The following is a 19157-nucleotide window of genomic DNA, read 5'->3' as shown; positions in this document are numbered from 1 at the left end:
ATCCACTCCTTCTTCACGTTTGCTTAATGCCCGCCCAGAAAATCTCCCAGATATCCTTCAAGCGCCGCTCGAATTCTTCGTGATTGTAAAAAAACATCTGCATGGAAATCCCATCCTGCAAACAATAATAAGCCGATAGCAGACTTTCCGTGTGCTGCCACCGAATCTGTCCGGTATTCATGCCTTCCTCAAAAATAGCCCGGTAAAAGGCGGAGGACTGCTTCTCCATCATTGATATCTGCTGCTCCAGCATCTCCTGAAAGAAAGGCGCCGGAAATTGAACACTTCTTTTGTAAAAAGAGGTCAGTAAGGGATGCTCCACCCTATAATAGTAGGTCCGGTACACAATCCCGCGCAGCCTCGCCTCCACAGGTGTACCCGGAATGCCCTTGAACAACTGGTCCAGAAACTCAATATAGTGCCGGGCCATTTCCTGAAAAGCTGCTAGAAACAAATCTTCTTTTTTAGGAAAATAGGTTGCAATGGACTGTTTTTTAATGCCAACAGCCTGGGCTATCCCAGCCAGTGATGCACCCTCAAAACCTTTTTCGGCAAATTGTGCTATAGCGGCTTGCAAAATAGCATTAGCAGTCATAATGGCTCACCTCCCTGACGACCGTCAGGCAATTATCACATGCTCCTTCTTTTTTGTCAATGAAACCACATCTCAAAAAAGCTGTTAACCGGTTTATAAATGAACATTACCAGATACAGCGGGCTGGGGACTTTGATTTTGTATAACGAACAGTAGACCGCAGCAATGCCAAGGATCCAGAACAGCACCCAGACCAGACGGTCACGGGGTCTGCCTTTCTGCTTCAGCAAAGGGAGATCGATGACAACACAACCTGCCGCAATCACCAGAAAGAACAGCAACATCATTACGCTCACTCCTTGATATCACCAATAAAAGACTTGTCCGTAACGCCGATCCGGGTAATCGAAACGCTGGCACTGTAATGAATAGGCAGCGACTTCAGGTAATCGTCTCCCTTTTGCTGCCGCAGTCTGGCCCAGACCTTCGGTTTAGCACGGTAGATCAGCTGGCCAAAGCCCATGATATCCGCATTGTAATCCTCATTGATCTGCTCAACAGCAGATTTCATCCGCGAGATAATCCGCTCTTCCGTTTTCTTCACCAGCTTTGTGATTACCTTCTCCGACTCCAGATTATCTCGGCTCTCCACCTCTTCAATGTTGCACTCCGCTTTTACATGAATGTAGATATGCGGCTCGCCGCCGATTACTTTTACTTTACGTTTCGTGGATGTGTGCAGCGCCTCAATAACAATCGGCCGGCCATCGTCTCCTGGTATTGGCCCCGAGGATTTGACAACTTTGTTAGTGATGTAATTATAGCCAATCGCCTCATTATCGCTTAACCACCCGATCATCTTGTCCCTCTTGAATACAGCTACACTGTGGTAACGCAATATGGTTTTTGGGGTACTCTCATCGAGATTGCTTTTCTTGCTACCCTCATTAGCACTGCCAGACACCTCGACGCCGGCCAATACCGGATTTACTCCCTCATAGATCATGTCTTCAATAAATTGGTACAGCGGGACAGCGACGGTCTTCGCGGATTCCTTATAGGCTTTGTCCATGGCACTAAACAATTTATTCGCCGGTATTTTGTCCAGCGGGGTAAGAACCTTCAGGACCTCTTCTGCGGTAGTACCTTTCGCGACCATAACATAGTAATCATTTCGCGGTTCCCGGCTTCTGTTCAGCACATCAAGTGTTTCGGCAATACCTGCCCGGGCGAGTTCCTCTCCGATCACCAGTACGCGGATATGCCCTTTGTAGCCTGATCTCGAACTGATAAGACTGTGCTTTCGGTCTGCTTCATAAATGGTCGGTACTGTGAAGCTGGATACAACCACTGGCACCCCGCCGCCTCCTGATCCTCCAACCGTCTGTGAGGAAATCGCAGAAGGAATAACCTCCTGCATGGTGACCTTGTAGCCGGATTCAGCCTTGTCCAGCCCCATCGCCAGTATAAAAGCCATTTCATTCAACTCCTTTCTTTCCCAGCAGCCGCTGAGCAGCAGGGGTCCGAGAAGAGCAAACAGCAGCAAAGAAAAAGTTCTACCTTTTTTAGGGTCCATAAACAGTCCTCACTTGGTTGTGTCTTGACGGTTAAGGTTTTGAATTTTACTGTTTGCCGGTCTGCTCTTCAAGAGCGGCCAGGGGAAGCGGAAGAGCGAATCCTTGAGATTATTGGATTGGTATGGAGCAATTGGACTCATATACGGCATCCCGAAGGAACGCAGGCTTGCCAAATGCATCACGACGATAAAGACACCGCACAAAATGCCATACAATCCGATAAAGCCAGCCAGAACGATAAATGCAAAACGCATGATTCTCGCCGCAATGGCCATTCCCGTTTCAGGGATGACAAAGCTGGAAATAGCTGTAATGGATACAATAATGACCATCGCCGAGGAGATAAAGCCCGCCGAAACTGCCGCCTGGCCGATTACCAGCGTACCGACAATCGAGATCGCCTGCCCTATGTTCTTCGGAATTCTCACCCCCGCTTCCCGTAAAATCTCATAAATCAATTCCATCAGCAATGCCTCCACGAACGCCGGAAAGGGAACGCTCTCCCTTTGTGCGGCAAGGCTGATGACAAGAGTAGTAGGGATCATCTCCTGATGATAAGTAGTAACTGCCACATAAAGCGACGGCGCAAGCATGGTAATGAAAAAGGATAAGAATCGGATGAAACGCAGCAAGGAACCAATATCCGCCCGCTGATAGTAATCTTCTGCAGATTGAAAAAAGGCAACAAAAAAAGTGGGCACCAGCAGAACAAACGGCGTACCGTCAACAAGAATCGCCACTTTGCCCTCAAGGATTCCTGCCGCGATCGTATCCGGGCGGTCACTGTTATAAATGGTCGGGAAAGGTGTGGCCACTGTATCCTGAATCAATTCCTCGATATATCCGCTCTCCAGAATGCCGTCTATATCAATTTTGCCCAACCGGCGTTTTACCTCCTGTACCAGATCAGGGCTTGCAATGTGAGTGAGATACATAATGGACACACTGGTCTGGGTCACCCTGCCAATCTCAACAGTCTCCAGCCATAGCTGACTGTCTTTGATTTTCCTCCGGATCAGCGCCGTGTTCGTCCGTAAATTCTCCGTGAATCCTTCCATCGGACCCCGTACAACCGTCTGTGAGCTTGGTTCGCTTACATTGCGGTCCTCCCACCCGGGCAGCCCGATCCGCAGAGCACTTGAAATTCCATCCACCATCACCATCACATTGCCTGACAACAACTGATGAACGAATGGTTTCAAGTCATGGGTGACGGACATATCTCCTGCCATCAGTATGCGTTTGTGCAGAAGATCAAGTTTCTGCCCCGCATCCAGATCTTTCAGCCGATCCGGGGTACAGCCTTCCTGAAGCGAAAAGAGTATGGAATTATGCAGCACCTGGGTATCCACAAGACCGTCTATATATATCACGGCGATTTGCGTATAACGATCCGGCTGCAGTTCTTTAATCAACAGATCGGTGCTTTTCCCGAGAAGCTGAACCAACTGCATCTGATTATCCTTAAGACAGGGTGACAATGTGCCAAAGTTCATATCTTTCAATTCGCATCCTCCACTTCCCACGAATAAGTGTACATAGTATGATTCGGAAATTGATAATTATCCCTGTCTATCATTATTTATGTCTGGGATGCATAATTGTGGAAGATATTTGCATGCTAAGGAAAGGAAAAAAAGTGGCTGAAGGACCGTTTGCAGCCGATACGGAGGAATCTCATGAGTCTTGAAAAGGACCGGATCAGTACGGCTCAATTGATCATTCTAGGGCTTTTTACGCTTATTGGGGATATGGCGCTTGTCTATCCTTCAATCATGACCACAGGAGCCCACGAGGATGCATGGATTGCCGGACTGATCAGTATTCCGCTGGGACTGGCAACCGTTAAAATAATGATATCCGCCGCAAATATCAATCCAAATAAAACCATTATCGAGCTATCCACGCAAATTTTGGGGAGATGGGCGGGCGGAGCAGTAGCGGTGAGTTATTTATTCTTTTTCCTGATGGCAGCATCCACTTATGTCAGGGAAATTGAAGACTTCATGTGTACACAAATTTACGAGGGTACACCCGGCGGAGTGATCCGCTTCATGGCAATTGTTCTGCTGGTGTACGGCATCAGGCTGGGTTTGGAAAATCTGGGCCGGTCCGCGCAGATTTTCCTTCCATTTTTTGCGGTTTTTTTAATCTGCCTAATCGTCCTGCTGTTTCCCGATGTCGAAATGGAGCGGATTCATCCTGTTTTGCATACACCTCTTCCTGACATGTTGCATACCATTTTGTTCGGCATCTTTTACCCGTTCGGGGAACTGTGTGTGTTCTTCATGATCTATCCGTTTGCCCAAAAACATAGTAAAACCAGCCGGGACATTTTTATAACCTTATTCATCGCATCTATTAGTCTTAACCTGATTTTGTTTCTCTCTCTGACGATACTTGGGGTTTATTTTTCCGAGCATGTATTCTATGCAGCTTATGTTCTTGCCCAAAGAGTCAACATTGGCAATTTTCTGCAGCGGATTGAAGCGCTGATGGCCACCACATGGATTATAAGCACATACTTCAAAACAGCGCTTTACTTCTACGCCTTTGTCCTGGGGACAGCGCAACTGCTGAAACTGAAAACCTACAAGCCCCTGATCTTTCCTGTAGGATTTCTGATTTACGGCATGTCGAATCTGCTGGCCAAAGATATTATTTTCTACATTAAGGAAGTCACCCCTAGCTGGTTGGATTGGGACATCACCTACGCTTTGGTCTTCCCGTCACTCCTGCTCATTGTGTATCATATCAGGAAGCGCTTCGGCCACAACGCCAGGCAGTAGCAGCCTTCATGTTGAAATACAGGATACGATGACCGATGGGAGTACCTTGGGTAAACTAGAGATTTTTTGTAATAACTAAATACAAATTCCTAATGCTCGTTGAGCTGATCCTGCGTCCATGTCTATAATATAAGTTAATGTGAACGCATTCATACTTATAAAAAGCGAGGCTGGTCGAAGTGAAAGACAATAACAGGATCATTGCTGCCGGCAATAACGAAGGCCCTACGGCACCTAAAGACCCGGTGGAGAAAAGAAGCGGCTTTTTCATACTATTTGAAACAGCTATTGAGGCGACTGCCAGGGCCGAAGGCCGGCCTTCGCAGGAAATCTATCTGGACGGCAGCTATTTGATTGACAAGGCCAAATATATTGGCGGCGTTACGGATGAAGAGATGCTGGCTCTACTGGGCAGTTGGGCAGGATTTCGCAAATTAGTCCACAGTATCGGTGTCTCCGTCAAGGCGAACAGCGGGGAGGCAGCAGTATCTTTTCTTCTGCAGAACTGGGGCAGAACGAGCAAGTATGAGACAGGCACCCGCCTGCTTGTTCCATGCCCGAATGACGGAACAGAAATGGTGCTCAGGCTGGAGGATATCGAGTGGGCAGAGGAGGATGACATCCCCGGCAAATTCGCCTTTGAGTTCAGCCACGAAGGCGAGCTGGCAACGGCAAGCATTATGTTCTATCTGAACGACGGATATAATGCGCCTGAGCTTATAGCCGAGCCGCCGGTTGCATACGGTTCCAAGGAATACCGGGACATGATCGCGAAGTCCTTCATGCATTCAGGAAATAATAAAAGATTGAAATCCGCCATAGATAAAGCATTACGGGGTGAGGATGTTACGATCGCTTTCATCGGAGGGTCCATTACTCAGGGTGCGGGGGCGAAGCCGATACATACCGAATGTTATGCCTATCAATCTTATGTAAGATTCAAGGAACTGTTCGGCCGGGACGGGGGAGAGAACATTCACTATGTAAAAGCCGGTGTAGGGGGTACACCCTCGGAACTTGGAGTGATCCGCTATGACAGGGACATTCTTAGAGACGGCGCCGTAATGCCGGACATCGTGGTGGTTGAATTTGCAGTCAATGACGAGGGGGATGAAACGAAGGGCAATTGCTACGAAAGCCTCTGCCTGAAAATTCTTTCTGCGCGTAACCAGCCTGCCGTAATTCTGCTGTTCAGCGTGTTTGTGAATGACTGGAACCTGCAGGAACGGCTTTCACCTGTAGGCCTGCACTATAATCTTCCCATGGTGAGCGTAAAGGACGCGGTGACCGGGCAGTTCCGCCTGAGCAAGGCTGAGGGCAACATCATATCGAAACGGCAATTTTTCTATGACATCTACCATCCTACTAATGATGGTCACCGGGTCATGGCGGATTGTCTCGCCTACTTGTTCTCTGAAACCTATAAATCGCATATAGACGATGAGGATATCACGTTGGATCAACAGCCGGTTCTCGGGAATGATTTTGCCGGGACCCGTTTGCTGGACCGCAAGAGCCATACAGGCGCTGTCATCGAAGCGGGTGGATTTACGGGTACGGATACAGAACTGCAGATGGTCGAAATGGATCTGAGCCCGGTTGGGACTCCCGAATTCCCCTATAACTGGATGCATACGGCAGCGTCCGGGCCGGACAGCTTCAAGCTGAGTATAACCAGTAGAAACCTTATCCTGGTATATAAGGATTCGGGCAGCTCCGAGTTCGGTAAAGCGGAGATTTTCGTAGATGGCAAGCTGGCAGTCACCGCTGATCCGCATGAGAACAACTGGACACACTGCAATCCGGTGATTCTCTATCAGAATGAGCATAGCCAGGAGCATGTAATCGAAATCCAAATGGCGCCTGAAGATCAGGATAAATGCTTTACTATTCTGGGTTTTGGATATAACGCTTAGACCTTCCTCAATGGGGAGTCAACCAACGGTAAACCCTTAAATAAATTCCTTTTCCCGGTGGTCATTCTGCTGGGGAAGGGAATTTTTTATTACCAGCTTACTAGGATTATGAACGGGGGCAAACTATCGATTCCGTAATTTTATCAGATATGCTATAATTTCCCTGCCTCTATTCTATCTATATAATAGGAGATGATCCATTTAATGTTTGCCATCCCGACCAATCGCCTTGTACTGCCTGCTGTCCAATCTATCCTTATTGAAATGACATCCATGCAGCAACGGGGAATCGATCCGGAAGAGTTAATCATCCTAGATAATGGACCTTCCCATGTAGTGATAAAAAACAAGAAAGACATTATAGCACTTCAGAAGACCACTTCCATTCCGATCATTCACCATGATCTCAATGACCAATTAGAGTGGATTCGAGACCTCGCTGGGCATGGACAATGGGATCTCGCTGAATTAACCCGATTGCTCTATCCTCATCCGGAGGAAGTCGATTATGGTAAGGTTTTTAATATGCTCTATCTCGTTGCTGTCAGGTACGGGCGGAAGGTGATTCATCGCAGAGATTCGGATTGTTTTACCCCTCTGGGTGATGAGACCTTGTATCCCGTTTCGGGGGAAATGCAGTTTATCGGTAAAAAAGTTGCCGAGGTACTTCCTATGATGGATACCTGCGAGAGCCTTACTGATGAATTACTGCAAGAAGAAATCTGGATCGCAGGCAGCGATTACATCGGAGATTGGAATGTGACTCTGGAGCTGCTTCAGCAGCATAATACACAGACACTAAATGAATTTCTGACCCTATTAAGCATACCCGAAGCCCGGATACCTGCTTACATTGACGCCAAATACAGTGATGGCGAGCTGAACTTCCGCACTCGGCCGTTATTGATCACCTGTGAGCAGCTTCCCGATATCCCTGAGATTGTCCCCAATTATCCTGAATGCGGAAATATCGCGATGATGGAGATTTTTAAGTGGATTCCCAATTTTATCGGCTCCCGCTGTATCGGATTCGATTATCACACTTATATATTGGGCTCCCTGTTAAAAGTCCCCGCAGTCTATCATACCCAGCGGATTATTCATGCCCATGAATACACCCGTAAGCAGCAGGACGGGACCTTGAACTATTGGAAAGGCATCGCGAAGCTGGCGGATTACAATTTTTTCATAACGGAATTCCGCTGCAATTATTTGCATCGGCTAGCCCTTCCTGAAGAGAACGGTTTTCATATTCTCCGGGATACAGGACCCTCCACTTTGGTGAATCTGCTATCCGAATGCCAGATGAACTTGGACAGGAAGACAAGATTAGGCTTGGTTCATGACCTGGCACACAGAATTCTACTGCCCTCCGGGCTGGACGAATATCGCCAAGTTGCAGAGGAACTGGAACGTGGTGCAAGCCTTCTGATTGACGAACTCGATGATGATTATACTAGAAGCATTAAGCTGCAAAATATCTGGAGAGAGTTAATCCATCTTTCTGAGCAGATAGGAAGCGAATCCAGATGCAACGCATATTGAATCAACTACTAGCCGATTTAGCGGAATCTAGAGGTATCCCGGCATATCTGCCTGCCTTGGCTTGCACCTTTCTTATGGGTGTCGGTTTCTCCTTGACCATGACATTCATGCCATTGTTCGGAATGCAGCAAATTGGAATGAGCTCTTGGATGCTGGGGATATTTTTGACCGTCTCCTCTATGTTCGAGGTGGGGGTGTCCAGCTGGATCGGCAGGTTATCTGATAGACGGCTTAATCGAAAAACCATACTACTCGCCGCATCAGCAGCTGCAATCATCGGCTATTCTCTTTTTGCTGTTTTTGAGAATTATTACACTTTACTGATCGTATCCATTACATTCATTGCTCTGGCGACTTCTGTATTCCCGCAAATATTTGCCTATGTGAGGGATGCAGCCACTGCGGTGAACAAGGACGCAGCCATTGCGATATCTCTGCAAAGAACCTTATTTTCCCTTTCGTGGGTAGTAGGCCCCCTGCTTGCCCCCTTGTTGATCAGAAATCGGGATTATAGCGCGTTATTCCTATTTGTTGCGGGTCTATATGCTGTAATAGCATTGATTGTATTTGTATATCTGGTTAGATATGACCGTCCTTCCGTGACTGACACGGACCTAACTTTGGCGCGGACAAAGACTACCAAACAAACGGGACGCTGGCTGCTGTGGGTCTCCATCTCTGCCTTCATGATTTTCGAGACCAGTAATGCTATGTCAGGAATTGCCTTACCTTTGCTTACTACGGTTAATCTTCGCGCTACAGACCAAACCGTCGGTTGGCTGGTTGGGCTGGGCGCTCTGCTACAAATCCCGTTTATGCTTGGATTCGGTCTATTGGCTAAAAGGTACGGCAATACGTTCATTATGAAAGCCGCTGGTGTGTTTGGCGTTCTTTATTTTGTTGTATCGTCTGGAGCGGATACAACCTGGCAACTGGCAGCTTGCCAGATTCTGAATGCTGCCTACGTGTCTATTGTACTGGGCGTTGGCCTCAATTATTGTCAGGAGCTAATTCCAGAATCCCCTGGAACCGCGACAACAATGTATTCCAATGCTACAACCATCGGACTTATGCTTGGCGGATTCATGGCTGGGAGTATTGGGGAGTGGATGGGGAACCGCGCGATATTCATCGCCTGTGCCACCCTGGCTGGCCTTGGACTCGTGCTTATTAACAGCACAAGCTTACTAAGCAATAAGAAAGATTCCATGAAGCAGGCTGAAACGTTAACATAACCACTGACTAATCACGAAACCTGCAGGTATGAATACCGTACTACAGGGGTAATTAAGTAATAAGACCGCACTAAGCGGCCTATATAACCCTAGAGGAGGAAACATGATGCTAAAAAAAATTCTCGGCAAAGTCCTGCACTCCATGGAACACTCCCAACATGGAAGGCGAAGCAGATCTTCAAGCGGTCATAAAGAGAGGCCTGTGTACGGCAGACATTCTAGCAGTAATCACGGATACAAACGCCACTCATCTTCGGACGCGCACCATGGAGGAAATGGACATAAATATTATAAGAATCGCTACGGCAGCTCAAGCTAATCTTTGCCCGTTTGGGCACTGTTCCAAAATCACAAGGCGCCTTTCATCTTTTGGATGAAGGCGCCTTTTTGTGCGGAAATCAATATGACTGCAGACTCTCATGCAAAGCTTCGGCTTCACGGACAAAAACAGCTGTATCCGGGTAGGCTTCCTGTTCTCCGAGAAGCCGGGATACGATACGCAGCATTCCTGGCGACAAGTCCAGTTCTTCCCGCCAGCTCCGCTCTCTCCCTCCCGGTTCGGGTCTGTAACCGGAATACAGCATGAACAGCATGAATTGCCCGATATCATACAAATCCGAGGCAATAACCGGCGGCTTCCGTTTCGGTATCTCCTCCACCTTCGGGCTCCGCCTCTCCAGCACCGTATCCGCCTCTCCGATCCGCCTTGCCAACCCGAAATCAATCAAGTATACTTCTTCATTATTCTGGAGAATCACATTAGGAATCCGCAGATCAAGGTGAACATATCCTCGCGAATGGACATGGGCTACCAATTCCATCAGTCTCAGGGTTGTGGCCAGGCACTCCCGCTCCCCGTAGACCATGTGCTCATCGAAGATCAGATCCTCCAGCGTTTTACCCTCTATATAATCGGTCACCAGCCAGTTTGTACCCCTCTGCTCAAAGTAACCGCGGCACTTAGGAATATGGGGATGATTCATGGCCTGTAAGATATCCCGCTCCTTGGCCAGCATACTCCGTCCCACCGCTTTCTTGCTCGGTCTGGACTGCTTGACAGCTAGAAGAGCTCCATCCCTGGAGTCGAAGCACCGGTAAGTAAGCCCGTAGCTCCCTTCCCCTAATAGGGATTCTATCGTATACCATTCACCGATCCGGCTCCCTTCCGGAAGCGGGTAATCCCGCCAGGCCTGAACAAATCCTCGCCACCGTTCAAATACCATTACTCTTCCACCCCACATTCTCTATAGGCATATAGAACACTAGTAATGTTATTATCTCATAGATGACGATATTCAGCGGCTGATTGAAGCCATTTCTGCCAGGATACTTTCTCCTCTTCCAATGAATTTAAGCAAATAGATGGATGCGAATTAAAACTCAGAGATGATCGGATAGATTTGACTTCTCAGATTGAAGTCATAGTTCTGGTCCACAATACCTACCACATCGTTGCTATCATATAGCTCTACCATGAAACCCGCCATTTGTTCGGCAGTGTGGTACTTAGGCATGTTTGCTTTGTAATCAAATTCTTCAGCATCGATTGATTTCTTCACAAATTCTGTTTCAGTTATTGCGGGTGCTAACACTTTTGCTTTTAATTTCGCACCTTTAAGCTCCAGTTCTTTGGCAAGCCCTTCGGTGAAGGCACTGACATAATATTTAGATGCAGAATAAGCCACACTCCCCACAGCAATCGCATATCCGAGTGCCGATGATACGTTAATCAACTGAGTTCCTTCTACATCAGCATAATCCCGCACAAATAGTGTGGACAGGATCGTCAAGGATTCAATGTTAACACGAAGCATGGTTTCAACTTTGTCTAAATTCTGTTCTGCTACAAAAGAACCTTCACCAAGCCCGGCATTATTAATCCAGGTTTCAATTTGGTATTCCTTCAAAGTGTTATACAGTGTGTAGGCCTGCTCTGTATCCGACAGGTCACTTGTATGAACAATAACATCTACATTCGGATCCATAACCTGGATTGCTGATTTAAGCTCTTCTAATTTATCTAATCGTCTGGCTACCAAAATTAAGTTTTTACCGCGTGCAGCAAACGCCAAAGCTGTTTTATATCCAATTCCTGAGCTTGCCCCTGTGATCACTGTGTACTTCATCCTGATTCTCTCCCTTTTAATAAGTATTTTTAGATAATTGAAGAATGATCGTTCTACTTTAGTTAAAATAAAACGGTCACTCTAACTTGGTCTAGCATATCATTTCTAGAACGTTCAGTAAAGAATTATCTTTCCAGATATTCTCGCATTATTTTGCTTTCAGAATCATTTGACCCCAAGTATGTGTGATGAAATCCGGGGCGAACTTCATGGAAAAACGCATTACTTTAGTAAAACCTGCGTTCACGCGTAGTTTGTTTTTTTCCATCCCAGTAATACCAGCATTAACAAGCTTCGCCAATGGCAAAGAGATCATCTTATTCAGGAACCCTTCGTCATACGTGTCTGTGAGATTGGTTTCAGAAATAACAGGTGGACAAAGTTCCATCACATGAATCTTTTTTCCTTTGGCACGGATTTGCTCACGTAATGCATCACTGAACATGTGGACGCCTGCCTTCGTTGCAGAATAAGCCGGTGCGTTAGCAACTGTAATATTTGCAAGCAATGAGCTGACGTTAACAATCATGGCCTCCTGTTGTTTGGCTAACAGTGGCAATAAAGCCTTAGTGACATAAATGGTACCGTTCAAGTTCGTGGTGATTTCTGCGGCAAGATGCTCATAGGTGATATTTTCATCAAACAAGTCAAATTCGTGCATGATACCAGCATTATTAAAAACAATATCCAGTTTCGGATAGTGAATAGCGAGTTCTTTGGCCAGCTGATCAACGCTTATGGGATCACTAACGTCTGCCGCCAGCCCAATGAGTCCGGGATTGTTTTTTACTGCCTGGTCGATGCGTTGTTGTGAACGCCCCGTAATGATCACGGTATTTCCCATTTCAAGAAAACGTTTAGCAAAAGCAAAGCCAATCCCGGATGTCCCGCCTGTCACCAGTATCGTTCTATTTTTTAAATTCATTGTTATCGTCTACTCCCCTTAGAATCGGATAATGACTTTTCCTTTAGGATGACCTGTAGCCACAAAATTTAGTGCTTCGTTAATATCTTCAATGTGGAATTCTGTGGGGTCCACCGCTGGGACAATCCCGTTATCTTCAATAATCTTCGTAATTATTTTTAACTGTTCGCCATCACTCCGTACAAAAATAAAATGATATTGAATGTTCTTTTTCTTCGCTTTGTAATCATACTTAGCCCCGGCAATGGCGAAGAGCTTTTGCTTCCAGCCTGACAAGCCTATATCTTCGGCAAAACGTTTGTTAGGACCCGTACGCAGAGAAAGAAGGCGACCGCCTGCTTTAATAATTGCAAGTTCATGATCAAATTCGCTTGGTCCCAAGGTATCCATCACATAATCCACATCACGAAGTAGTTCCCAGTATTTCTCCGTCGTGTAATCAATATATTGGTCTGCTCAAGCCGCCATTGTCCGTTCACGTGCTTGCGGATTTCCACTAACGATGACCTTAAGCCCCATGCTTTTGGCGATAGGAATGGCCATTTGGCCAAATGAACCCGAACCCCCGGGGATAAACACGCTTTCGCCAGCTTTTGCAGCTAATTCTTCATGTAATCCTTGATAGGCAGTCAAGCCTGTTAATGGCGCAGCAGCACCGGTCACAAAATCCAGATTAGCGGGTAAGTGCCCGATAGCATCTGCACGAATCGCCGCGTACTCAGCAAAAGCACCAATTTTGTGAAGTGGCAGGCGTGAATAAATGGCATCACCCACTTTATATTCATGGACGTTCTTACCGACCTTCTCAATAACACCCGTCAGCTCGTTACCAAGTACCAGTGGAAATTCATAATCCTGGATCAGCTTCACGCTTCCGGTAGCGATAAGCAATTCCAAATGATTAACTGCTGCTGCCTTCACCTTGACCAAAACTTCGTGATCACTTATTTCTGGAACTGGAATATCGTTGACTTCTACTATGAACTTTTTTGAATATTTGGTGATCTGTGCTGCTTTCATAATGGATGGCCTCCTTTGCCCTGAATAAAAAGTAACATTTATCGTATTTTGTAACTTGCACAACAAGCATAAATCCGCAGGTTACAAAAGTCAACAATTGTTACTGACTGTTGTATATGCTAAAATACAGACAGGTATATAAACGATGATTGAGGATTTTATTGATGAAGAAAGGGTTGGCAGCAGGATGGCTAAAATCACACAAGAGCTCATTATTGAAACAGCCGAGGCATTAATGGAGCGCACGGAAAAATCCGAAGTGACGCTCTCCCAAATTGCGGATGAATTAAGTATCACCCACGCAGCGCTCTATAAACATTATAAAAATAAGCAAGAGCTCTGGGCAGCCGTCTCTAAGAACTGGTTCAACCGGATGATTTCAGAACAAATCCAAATCGATATGACTCATTCGGCTAATCCTAAGGAATGGCTCCATGATTGGCTCTGGGCCTTTGCGAATGCCAAAAAACGCGCCTATAACGAGAATCCCAAGATGTTCGCCCTGAATACGCAATACGTTGATAGCAATCCACTGGTATTACGCGACGTTCTATGGGATTCCTACCAGATTATTGACGGCTTCATGGACTATCATGATCCCCACCTAGAAAGGGCGGAGGCGATTCTATCTGCATTTGCGGTATTTAGCCTCCCATCCTTCAAAGAATCCTGGAATTACCCAGACTACCAAGACAGATTCGAACGGATATGGAATTTGATCAAACAGGGGCTGTGAATCCAAAAAAACCGCTCTCTTATCGAAGAGAATTTGCAAAAATAAACACACCGGCAGAAAATGACGGTGTGTGTGAAGTAGTTCCTAAATGAACAATTAGATATTATTTGAAAGTGTTGGCGGCTTGCCCATCCAGCAGGATAATCAAGATAGCATTCCCTTCCGCATCATAGGCTGTTGATACCAGTTGTTTGGCTCTAAGCGCTTCCCCCGAGAGCGAATTCAACTTTATTGCAGATCCTTCCACAAGTTGCTTCGCTTCTGTATCGTAGTAATACTCCATATATTTCTCACTACTCTCAAACGCATATTTCTCTCCATATAACTCTTTAATCTTCGCTTTCGTCATGCCGGTTTCAGCCCCCCGGGCAGTTCTATATGTCCCCTGGGATTCTCTTTTCAGCGTTATGGCTACGGCCTTATCATCCCTGTAGAGCACGCTTACTCCAGACTCATATGTATACGAATTGGTAATCCCTACACTTCCGGTCCCTAGCACCTTCTCCGCATCCTTGCGGTGCATGCCGTAGCTGACCCTTTCTTTGCTGTTATCTACTTTGTAGATGGCCATATCCTGCTCCGAGAACGTATCCGGCTCCATCTTGGCGGCCTTGGAATTACTGGCCCCTGAACTACCGCTGCAACCTGCCAGTACAAAAAGTAGAAGAGTTGATGTCAATAAGATATAAAATCTTTTAAAACCCAATGATTTTCCTCCTCTGGTTTATTATTCAATTATATTAACACAGCGTAAGTTAACCAACCAAGCGTCTGACTACTATCGATCTTTTGTTGTTATCCCGAGCGCAGTTTGCGTAGTTGCCGAACATACTTTCCATGAATCCACTATTGTGGAAATAACATAAAAAAAGCCAGCCTCCTAGGAGACTAGCAAATTGGCCTTCATCCCGGTACGATTTCCTGGGGCAGTGTTTGGAATCAGCCATGTACCGGAGGTTATCGTTTGGCTTAGACGGCAATAGCCTTTAAGGTAGGCGAGACCAGTAGCTCGGCGCCGGTTGCCTTTTGAACGTCTTCCACCGATAGACCCGGCGCAATTTCACTCAGCATCAGCCCTTTGCCTGGAATCACATCGATGACAGCCATTTCGGTTACAATGGTTTTTACAACATTTACAGCAGTCAGGGGCAGCTTGCAATTTTTTAGTATTTTCGGTTCCCCATCTTTATTCACATGCTCCATGGCTATAATGACACGCTTGGCCCCGACCACCAAGTCCATAGCTCCCCCCATGCCCGGCACTTTTTTCCCTGGAATCATCCAGCTTGCAAGGTTGCCGTTCTCATCAACCTCCAGGGCACCCAAAACGGTGATGTCCACATGCCCTCCACGGATGATGGAGAATGAAACCGCACTGTCAAAATAGCAAGCTCCTGTCATGGTTGTAACGTAACTTCCGCCAGAATCGATACAATCTATACTTTCTTGTCCCTTTGTGGCTTTGGGTCCCACACCGAGGATTCCGTTCTCAGCCTGCAGCATAATATGAACATTATCGGGAATATAGTCTACCGCCATGGTAGGCATGCCAACACCCAGGTTGACTACATCGCCGTCTTTGAATTCCTGGGCGATTCTTCTCACAATGAATTCTCGGTTATTCATGGGTATCCCCTACCTTTACAATGGCATCAATAAATATTCCAGGTACGTTAACATGATTGGGATCGATCTCCCCGAGCTTTACATATGCATCTGTCTCGGCTATTACATAATCTGCCGCCATAGCCATAACGAAATTGAAGTTGCGTGAAGAGCCGTTGATCACAAGATTCCCCGCTTCATCTGCCTTATGGGCTCTGATTAGCGCCACGTCTGCTTTGAGTGGCAGTTCGAGCAGATATTCCCTTCCGTCAATATCTATTTTCCTTTTGCCTTCCTCTACAATGGTACCTACACCTACAGGTGTTAAAACACCGCCCAGGCCCGCTCCTCCTGCACGTATTTTTTCTGCTAACGTGCCTTGCGGGAAGAGGCTCACCTCCGCTTCTTTGGTCATAAGGAGTCTTCCTGTTTCCGGATTGGAACCGATATAGGATGCATAAATCCGCTTGACTCTGCCGCTTTTCACAAGCTTATATATAGATAATTCCGTGGTGCCCGTATCATTGGAAATAATGGAGAGATTATCGGCGGAGTGGGTCTCGACAAGCGCTCGTACCAACTGTTCCGGGTGGCCTCCGGCCAGAAAACCGCCGACCATCACCGTGTCTCCGTCTTTGACCTTTTTAACGGCGTCTTCTGCGGAGATTAATTTGTTATTCATGGTTTCTGACTCCTTGTATATTTTTTTTGAGAATATAAGAATTTTTTACTGGAGATAGTCATGAATGACTCTTGCATATGGCAGCGTTAAATCGGCAATAAAGTGTTTGCCGCCGATATACGCTTTAACTGGCAAATCTGCCACAGGAGCATTGACATGGGGGATCAGGCTTAATCGGGCCGGCCCTGACCAAGCGCCCTTTACGTTAATATTTTCGAGATTATACGCAACTAGCTGTGCAATTTTAGGGGTACCGTCAACATCGGGAATTAATTTTAAATTCACTTGGGTTTTTGCGATGGCTCTAGCCGTATCCTCTTCATCGAGAATGTTATGTTTGAAAGGCATGGTACCCATGGCCACCTGAACATGGTTATAATGCAAAGTACCGGTCAGCGTCTCCGTGCCTTCAACACTGAGGCGGGGATTCGCCCACTTTTTGGGAAACCCCCAAATTTCACGTCCTCCAAGAATAGCAGGCGCGTTATCCAAATACATTTGGGCAACAAAATTGCAGGATTCCCCATGAAAGGTACACGGGATAACAATACCGCTCTCCTCATAATTTCCTAAACCGGATGAATCAGGCATCTTGATCCATTCATAAGAAACGGTATTGCTTCCATCCGGCTGTAGAGGTTCCGGGACCGCCTGTCTGATCGCAGCGGGATCGGATTCATAAGTAATTATAAAAAATTCCCGGTCGATAAAGCGGTAGGGGGGACGCCCGTAACTGGAGCTGGCTGCAGGCATGGATTGCAGTGAAAGAACCTCTTTTGGATTCATAACGATCTTGATCTCCCTTTCTGTTAGATATGTGTTAGATGAGTGCATTCTCAACCAGCATCGCGATTCCCATCCCTGTTCCGATGCATAAACTGGCTATGCCGTAACGCGAAGAACTTCGTACCATTTCATGCACCAACGTAACCAATATCCTAGCTCCGCTTGCACCGACAGGATGTCCGATCGCAATTGCGCCGCCGTTGACATTCACCTTCTCCGGGTTGATCCCAAGCTCTTTCAATACCGCTAATGCTTGTGCAGCGAAGGCTTCATTAATCTCAAACAAATCGATGGCATCAAGAGGGATTCCCTGGTCCTTAAGAAGTGACGAAATGGCTCTCACCGGACCCATTCCCATGTATGCAGGGTCAACGCCAACAAGGGAATAACCCTTGATATAGGCTAACGGTTGTACCGCATGTTCCTTGCATTTGTCTTCCGACATAACAAGTACAGCCGCCGCTCCATCATTGATCCCCGAGGCATTTCCGGCAGTAACCGATCCGTTTTCCTTAAATGCAGGTTTTAAATTGGAAAGTTTTTCTTTGCTCACATCTCCTCTTACATGTTCGTCCTCTGAGAACCAAACACTCGCTTTTTTGGTTTTGGTCATAACGGGAACAATTTGCTCTGCAAAAACCTGCTTGTTTTTTGCTTCTATAGCCTTGATCTGGCTTCCATAGGCAAATTCATCCTGCTCAAGTCTTGAAATGTTATATTTCCCGGCAATGTTTTCCGCAGTAATCCCCATATGATATTTATTGATGGGACACGTAAGGCCGTCGGTTACTACAGTGTCTATCAATTCACTATTGCCAAGCTTGTAGCCATTTCGTGCATTCCTTAGCACATAAGGGGCGTTCGACATGCTCTCCATACCTCCAGCCAAGAGGACGCTGCCTTGTTCTGCCAAAATAGAGTTGTAAGCTAAAGCGACGGCATGAAGCCCTGAACCGCAAACTGTGTTTATTGTTGATGCAGGCACATCAATGGGGATGCCAGCTTTTAGTGCCGCCTGTCTGGCAGGATTTTGGCCAATACCCGCTTGTAGGACATTTCCCAAATAAATTTGATCAATCAATCCAGGCTCTAATTGGCTTTGCTGAAGGCAGGCAGTCATCACGTTTGCTCCCAATTCTGTAGCGCTTAATGTTGAAAGTCCGTTGTTAAAAGAACCCACAGCTGTTCTTAATGGGCTTACTAATGCAACTTTTTTCACAAAACCTCACATTCCTTTCCATTGGTTTAAGAAACCATACTTACATGCGGGTATATATCACGGTGTATGAGAGAGTGAGCGTTACGGTTTGATCACCTTCCTCCTTCATCCTTCCTCCGTCCTTTTATTTGGAATTTTTTAACACATTTATCGTAAATCTAATATTCATTTTACTCAATGTTCAAATAAATACATAAATTCCCATATCAATATGTATGAGGCCTTGTATACTCACATAATGTAATTGTTCTACCATTTCCTTTGAATTTCTGGTTATTAATGGTTATTTCTGATTGTTTCTGAAAAAATGTATGAAAAGAGACAAAAAAGTTCACATCGATAAGCGCTCCGGCAGTTCATCTGGGCTGGAGGCATCCTCGATCCTCCGCTGCATAATCTTGCCTGTTTTGTCCATGTATACGCTTTCAATGGTTTGGCCAACGCTCATTCTCATGTGATCG

General features: G+C 46.3%; 18 protein-coding genes and 1 pseudogene. 5 read left to right on the top strand and 14 right to left on the bottom strand.

Annotated elements, in window-relative coordinates; all coding sequences use genetic code 11:
• Positions 1-13: 13 nt before the first annotated feature.
• From A3844_RS10035 to A3844_RS10020, 4 genes are read right to left on the bottom strand one after another with little or no spacing between them, the layout of a single operon-like run.
• A complete protein-coding gene (locus tag A3844_RS10035) occupies positions 14-595 on the bottom strand; it encodes a TetR/AcrR family transcriptional regulator (protein WP_074107321.1) in 582 nt (193 codons plus the stop codon).
• Between the two features lie 56 nt (positions 596-651).
• Entirely contained in the window at positions 652-882 is a 231-nt protein-coding gene (locus A3844_RS10030) for a hypothetical protein (RefSeq protein WP_074083932.1), read from the bottom strand.
• 5 nt (positions 883-887) lie between these two features.
• The gene (locus tag A3844_RS10025) at positions 888-2111 is read right to left on the bottom strand and encodes a Ger(x)C family spore germination protein (protein WP_074083931.1); all 1224 of its coding nucleotides are present in this window, start codon (positions 2109-2111) and stop codon (positions 888-890) included.
• Positions 2112-2120: 9 nt separating this feature from the next.
• Complete coding sequence (locus A3844_RS10020) at positions 2121-3608, bottom strand: spore germination protein (RefSeq protein WP_074107380.1); 1488 nt, start codon at positions 3606-3608, stop codon at positions 2121-2123.
• Positions 3609-3791: 183 nt separating this feature from the next.
• Between A3844_RS10020 and A3844_RS10015 the strand changes: the two genes are divergently transcribed.
• The 4 genes from A3844_RS10015 to A3844_RS10000 all read left to right on the top strand — a co-directional run bounded on the left by A3844_RS10015 (position 3792) and on the right by A3844_RS10000 (position 9597).
• Complete coding sequence (locus tag A3844_RS10015; RefSeq protein WP_074083930.1) at positions 3792-4901, top strand: GerAB/ArcD/ProY family transporter; 1110 nt, start codon at positions 3792-3794, stop codon at positions 4899-4901.
• 179 nt (positions 4902-5080) lie between these two features.
• Positions 5081-6817, top strand: a complete 1737-nt coding sequence (locus A3844_RS10010) for an SGNH/GDSL hydrolase family protein (protein WP_083606783.1) — start codon at positions 5081-5083, stop codon at positions 6815-6817.
• 204 nt (positions 6818-7021) lie between these two features.
• Entirely contained in the window at positions 7022-8362 is a 1341-nt protein-coding gene (locus tag A3844_RS10005) for a DUF6271 family protein (RefSeq protein ID WP_074083929.1), read from the top strand.
• A complete protein-coding gene (locus A3844_RS10000; protein WP_074083928.1) occupies positions 8347-9597 on the top strand; it encodes a sugar efflux transporter in 1251 nt (416 codons plus the stop codon). The genes A3844_RS10005 and A3844_RS10000 overlap by 16 nt, the downstream gene beginning before the upstream one ends.
• A 398-nt stretch (positions 9598-9995) precedes the next feature.
• Here the strand turns inward: A3844_RS10000 and A3844_RS09990 are convergent, their stop codons facing one another.
• The 4 genes and pseudogenes from A3844_RS09990 to A3844_RS09975 form a co-directional block, all read right to left on the bottom strand.
• Positions 9996-10820, bottom strand: a complete 825-nt coding sequence (locus tag A3844_RS09990; protein ID WP_074083926.1) for a serine/threonine protein kinase — start codon at positions 10818-10820, stop codon at positions 9996-9998.
• A 150-nt stretch (positions 10821-10970) separates the two neighbouring features.
• Positions 10971-11723: an SDR family NAD(P)-dependent oxidoreductase gene (locus A3844_RS09985; protein WP_074083925.1), complete on the bottom strand. Its 753-nt coding sequence runs from the start codon at positions 11721-11723 to the stop codon at positions 10971-10973.
• Between the two features lie 148 nt (positions 11724-11871).
• Complete coding sequence (locus tag A3844_RS09980) at positions 11872-12648, bottom strand: SDR family oxidoreductase (protein ID WP_074107320.1); 777 nt, start codon at positions 12646-12648, stop codon at positions 11872-11874.
• Positions 12649-12666: 18 nt separating this feature from the next.
• A pseudogene (locus A3844_RS09975) lies at positions 12667-13668 on the bottom strand (NADP-dependent oxidoreductase).
• A gap of 145 nt (positions 13669-13813) precedes the next feature.
• On the opposite strand from A3844_RS09975, the gene A3844_RS09970 reads away from it, so the two are divergent.
• On the top strand, positions 13814-14404 hold the full coding sequence (locus A3844_RS09970; RefSeq protein ID WP_208619411.1) for a TetR/AcrR family transcriptional regulator: 591 nt from the start codon (positions 13814-13816) through the stop codon (positions 14402-14404).
• A 103-nt stretch (positions 14405-14507) separates the two neighbouring features.
• Here A3844_RS09970 and A3844_RS09965 read toward each other — a convergent pair whose 3' ends face one another.
• From A3844_RS09965 to A3844_RS33715, 6 genes are all read right to left on the bottom strand, one after another.
• Positions 14508-15110 (bottom strand): hypothetical protein, encoded by a 603-nt coding sequence (locus A3844_RS09965; RefSeq protein WP_074083922.1) that lies wholly within the window; start codon positions 15108-15110, stop codon positions 14508-14510.
• Positions 15111-15373: 263 nt separating this feature from the next.
• Positions 15374-16030, bottom strand: coding sequence for a 3-oxoacid CoA-transferase subunit B (locus tag A3844_RS09960; RefSeq protein WP_074107319.1), 657 nt, complete (start codon positions 16028-16030; stop codon positions 15374-15376).
• Positions 16023-16691, bottom strand: coding sequence for a CoA transferase subunit A (locus A3844_RS09955; RefSeq protein WP_074083920.1), 669 nt, complete (start codon positions 16689-16691; stop codon positions 16023-16025). Before A3844_RS09955 ends, A3844_RS09960 begins: the two co-directional genes overlap by 8 nt.
• A gap of 45 nt (positions 16692-16736) precedes the next feature.
• Complete coding sequence (locus A3844_RS09950) at positions 16737-17477, bottom strand: acetoacetate decarboxylase (RefSeq protein ID WP_074107318.1); 741 nt, start codon at positions 17475-17477, stop codon at positions 16737-16739.
• Positions 17478-17511: 34 nt separating this feature from the next.
• A complete protein-coding gene (locus A3844_RS09945) occupies positions 17512-18696 on the bottom strand; it encodes an acetyl-CoA C-acetyltransferase (RefSeq protein WP_074083918.1) in 1185 nt (394 codons plus the stop codon).
• A gap of 331 nt (positions 18697-19027) precedes the next feature.
• Positions 19028-19150, bottom strand: coding sequence for a hypothetical protein (locus A3844_RS33715; RefSeq protein WP_256702163.1), 123 nt, complete (start codon positions 19148-19150; stop codon positions 19028-19030).
• Positions 19151-19157: the final 7 nt, after the last annotated feature.

It is taken from the genome of Paenibacillus helianthi, assembly GCF_001909055.1.
Lineage (GTDB): Bacteria > Bacillota > Bacilli > Paenibacillales > Paenibacillaceae > Paenibacillus_AQ > Paenibacillus_AQ helianthi.
This window is presented reverse-complemented; position numbering and strand designations above follow the sequence as displayed.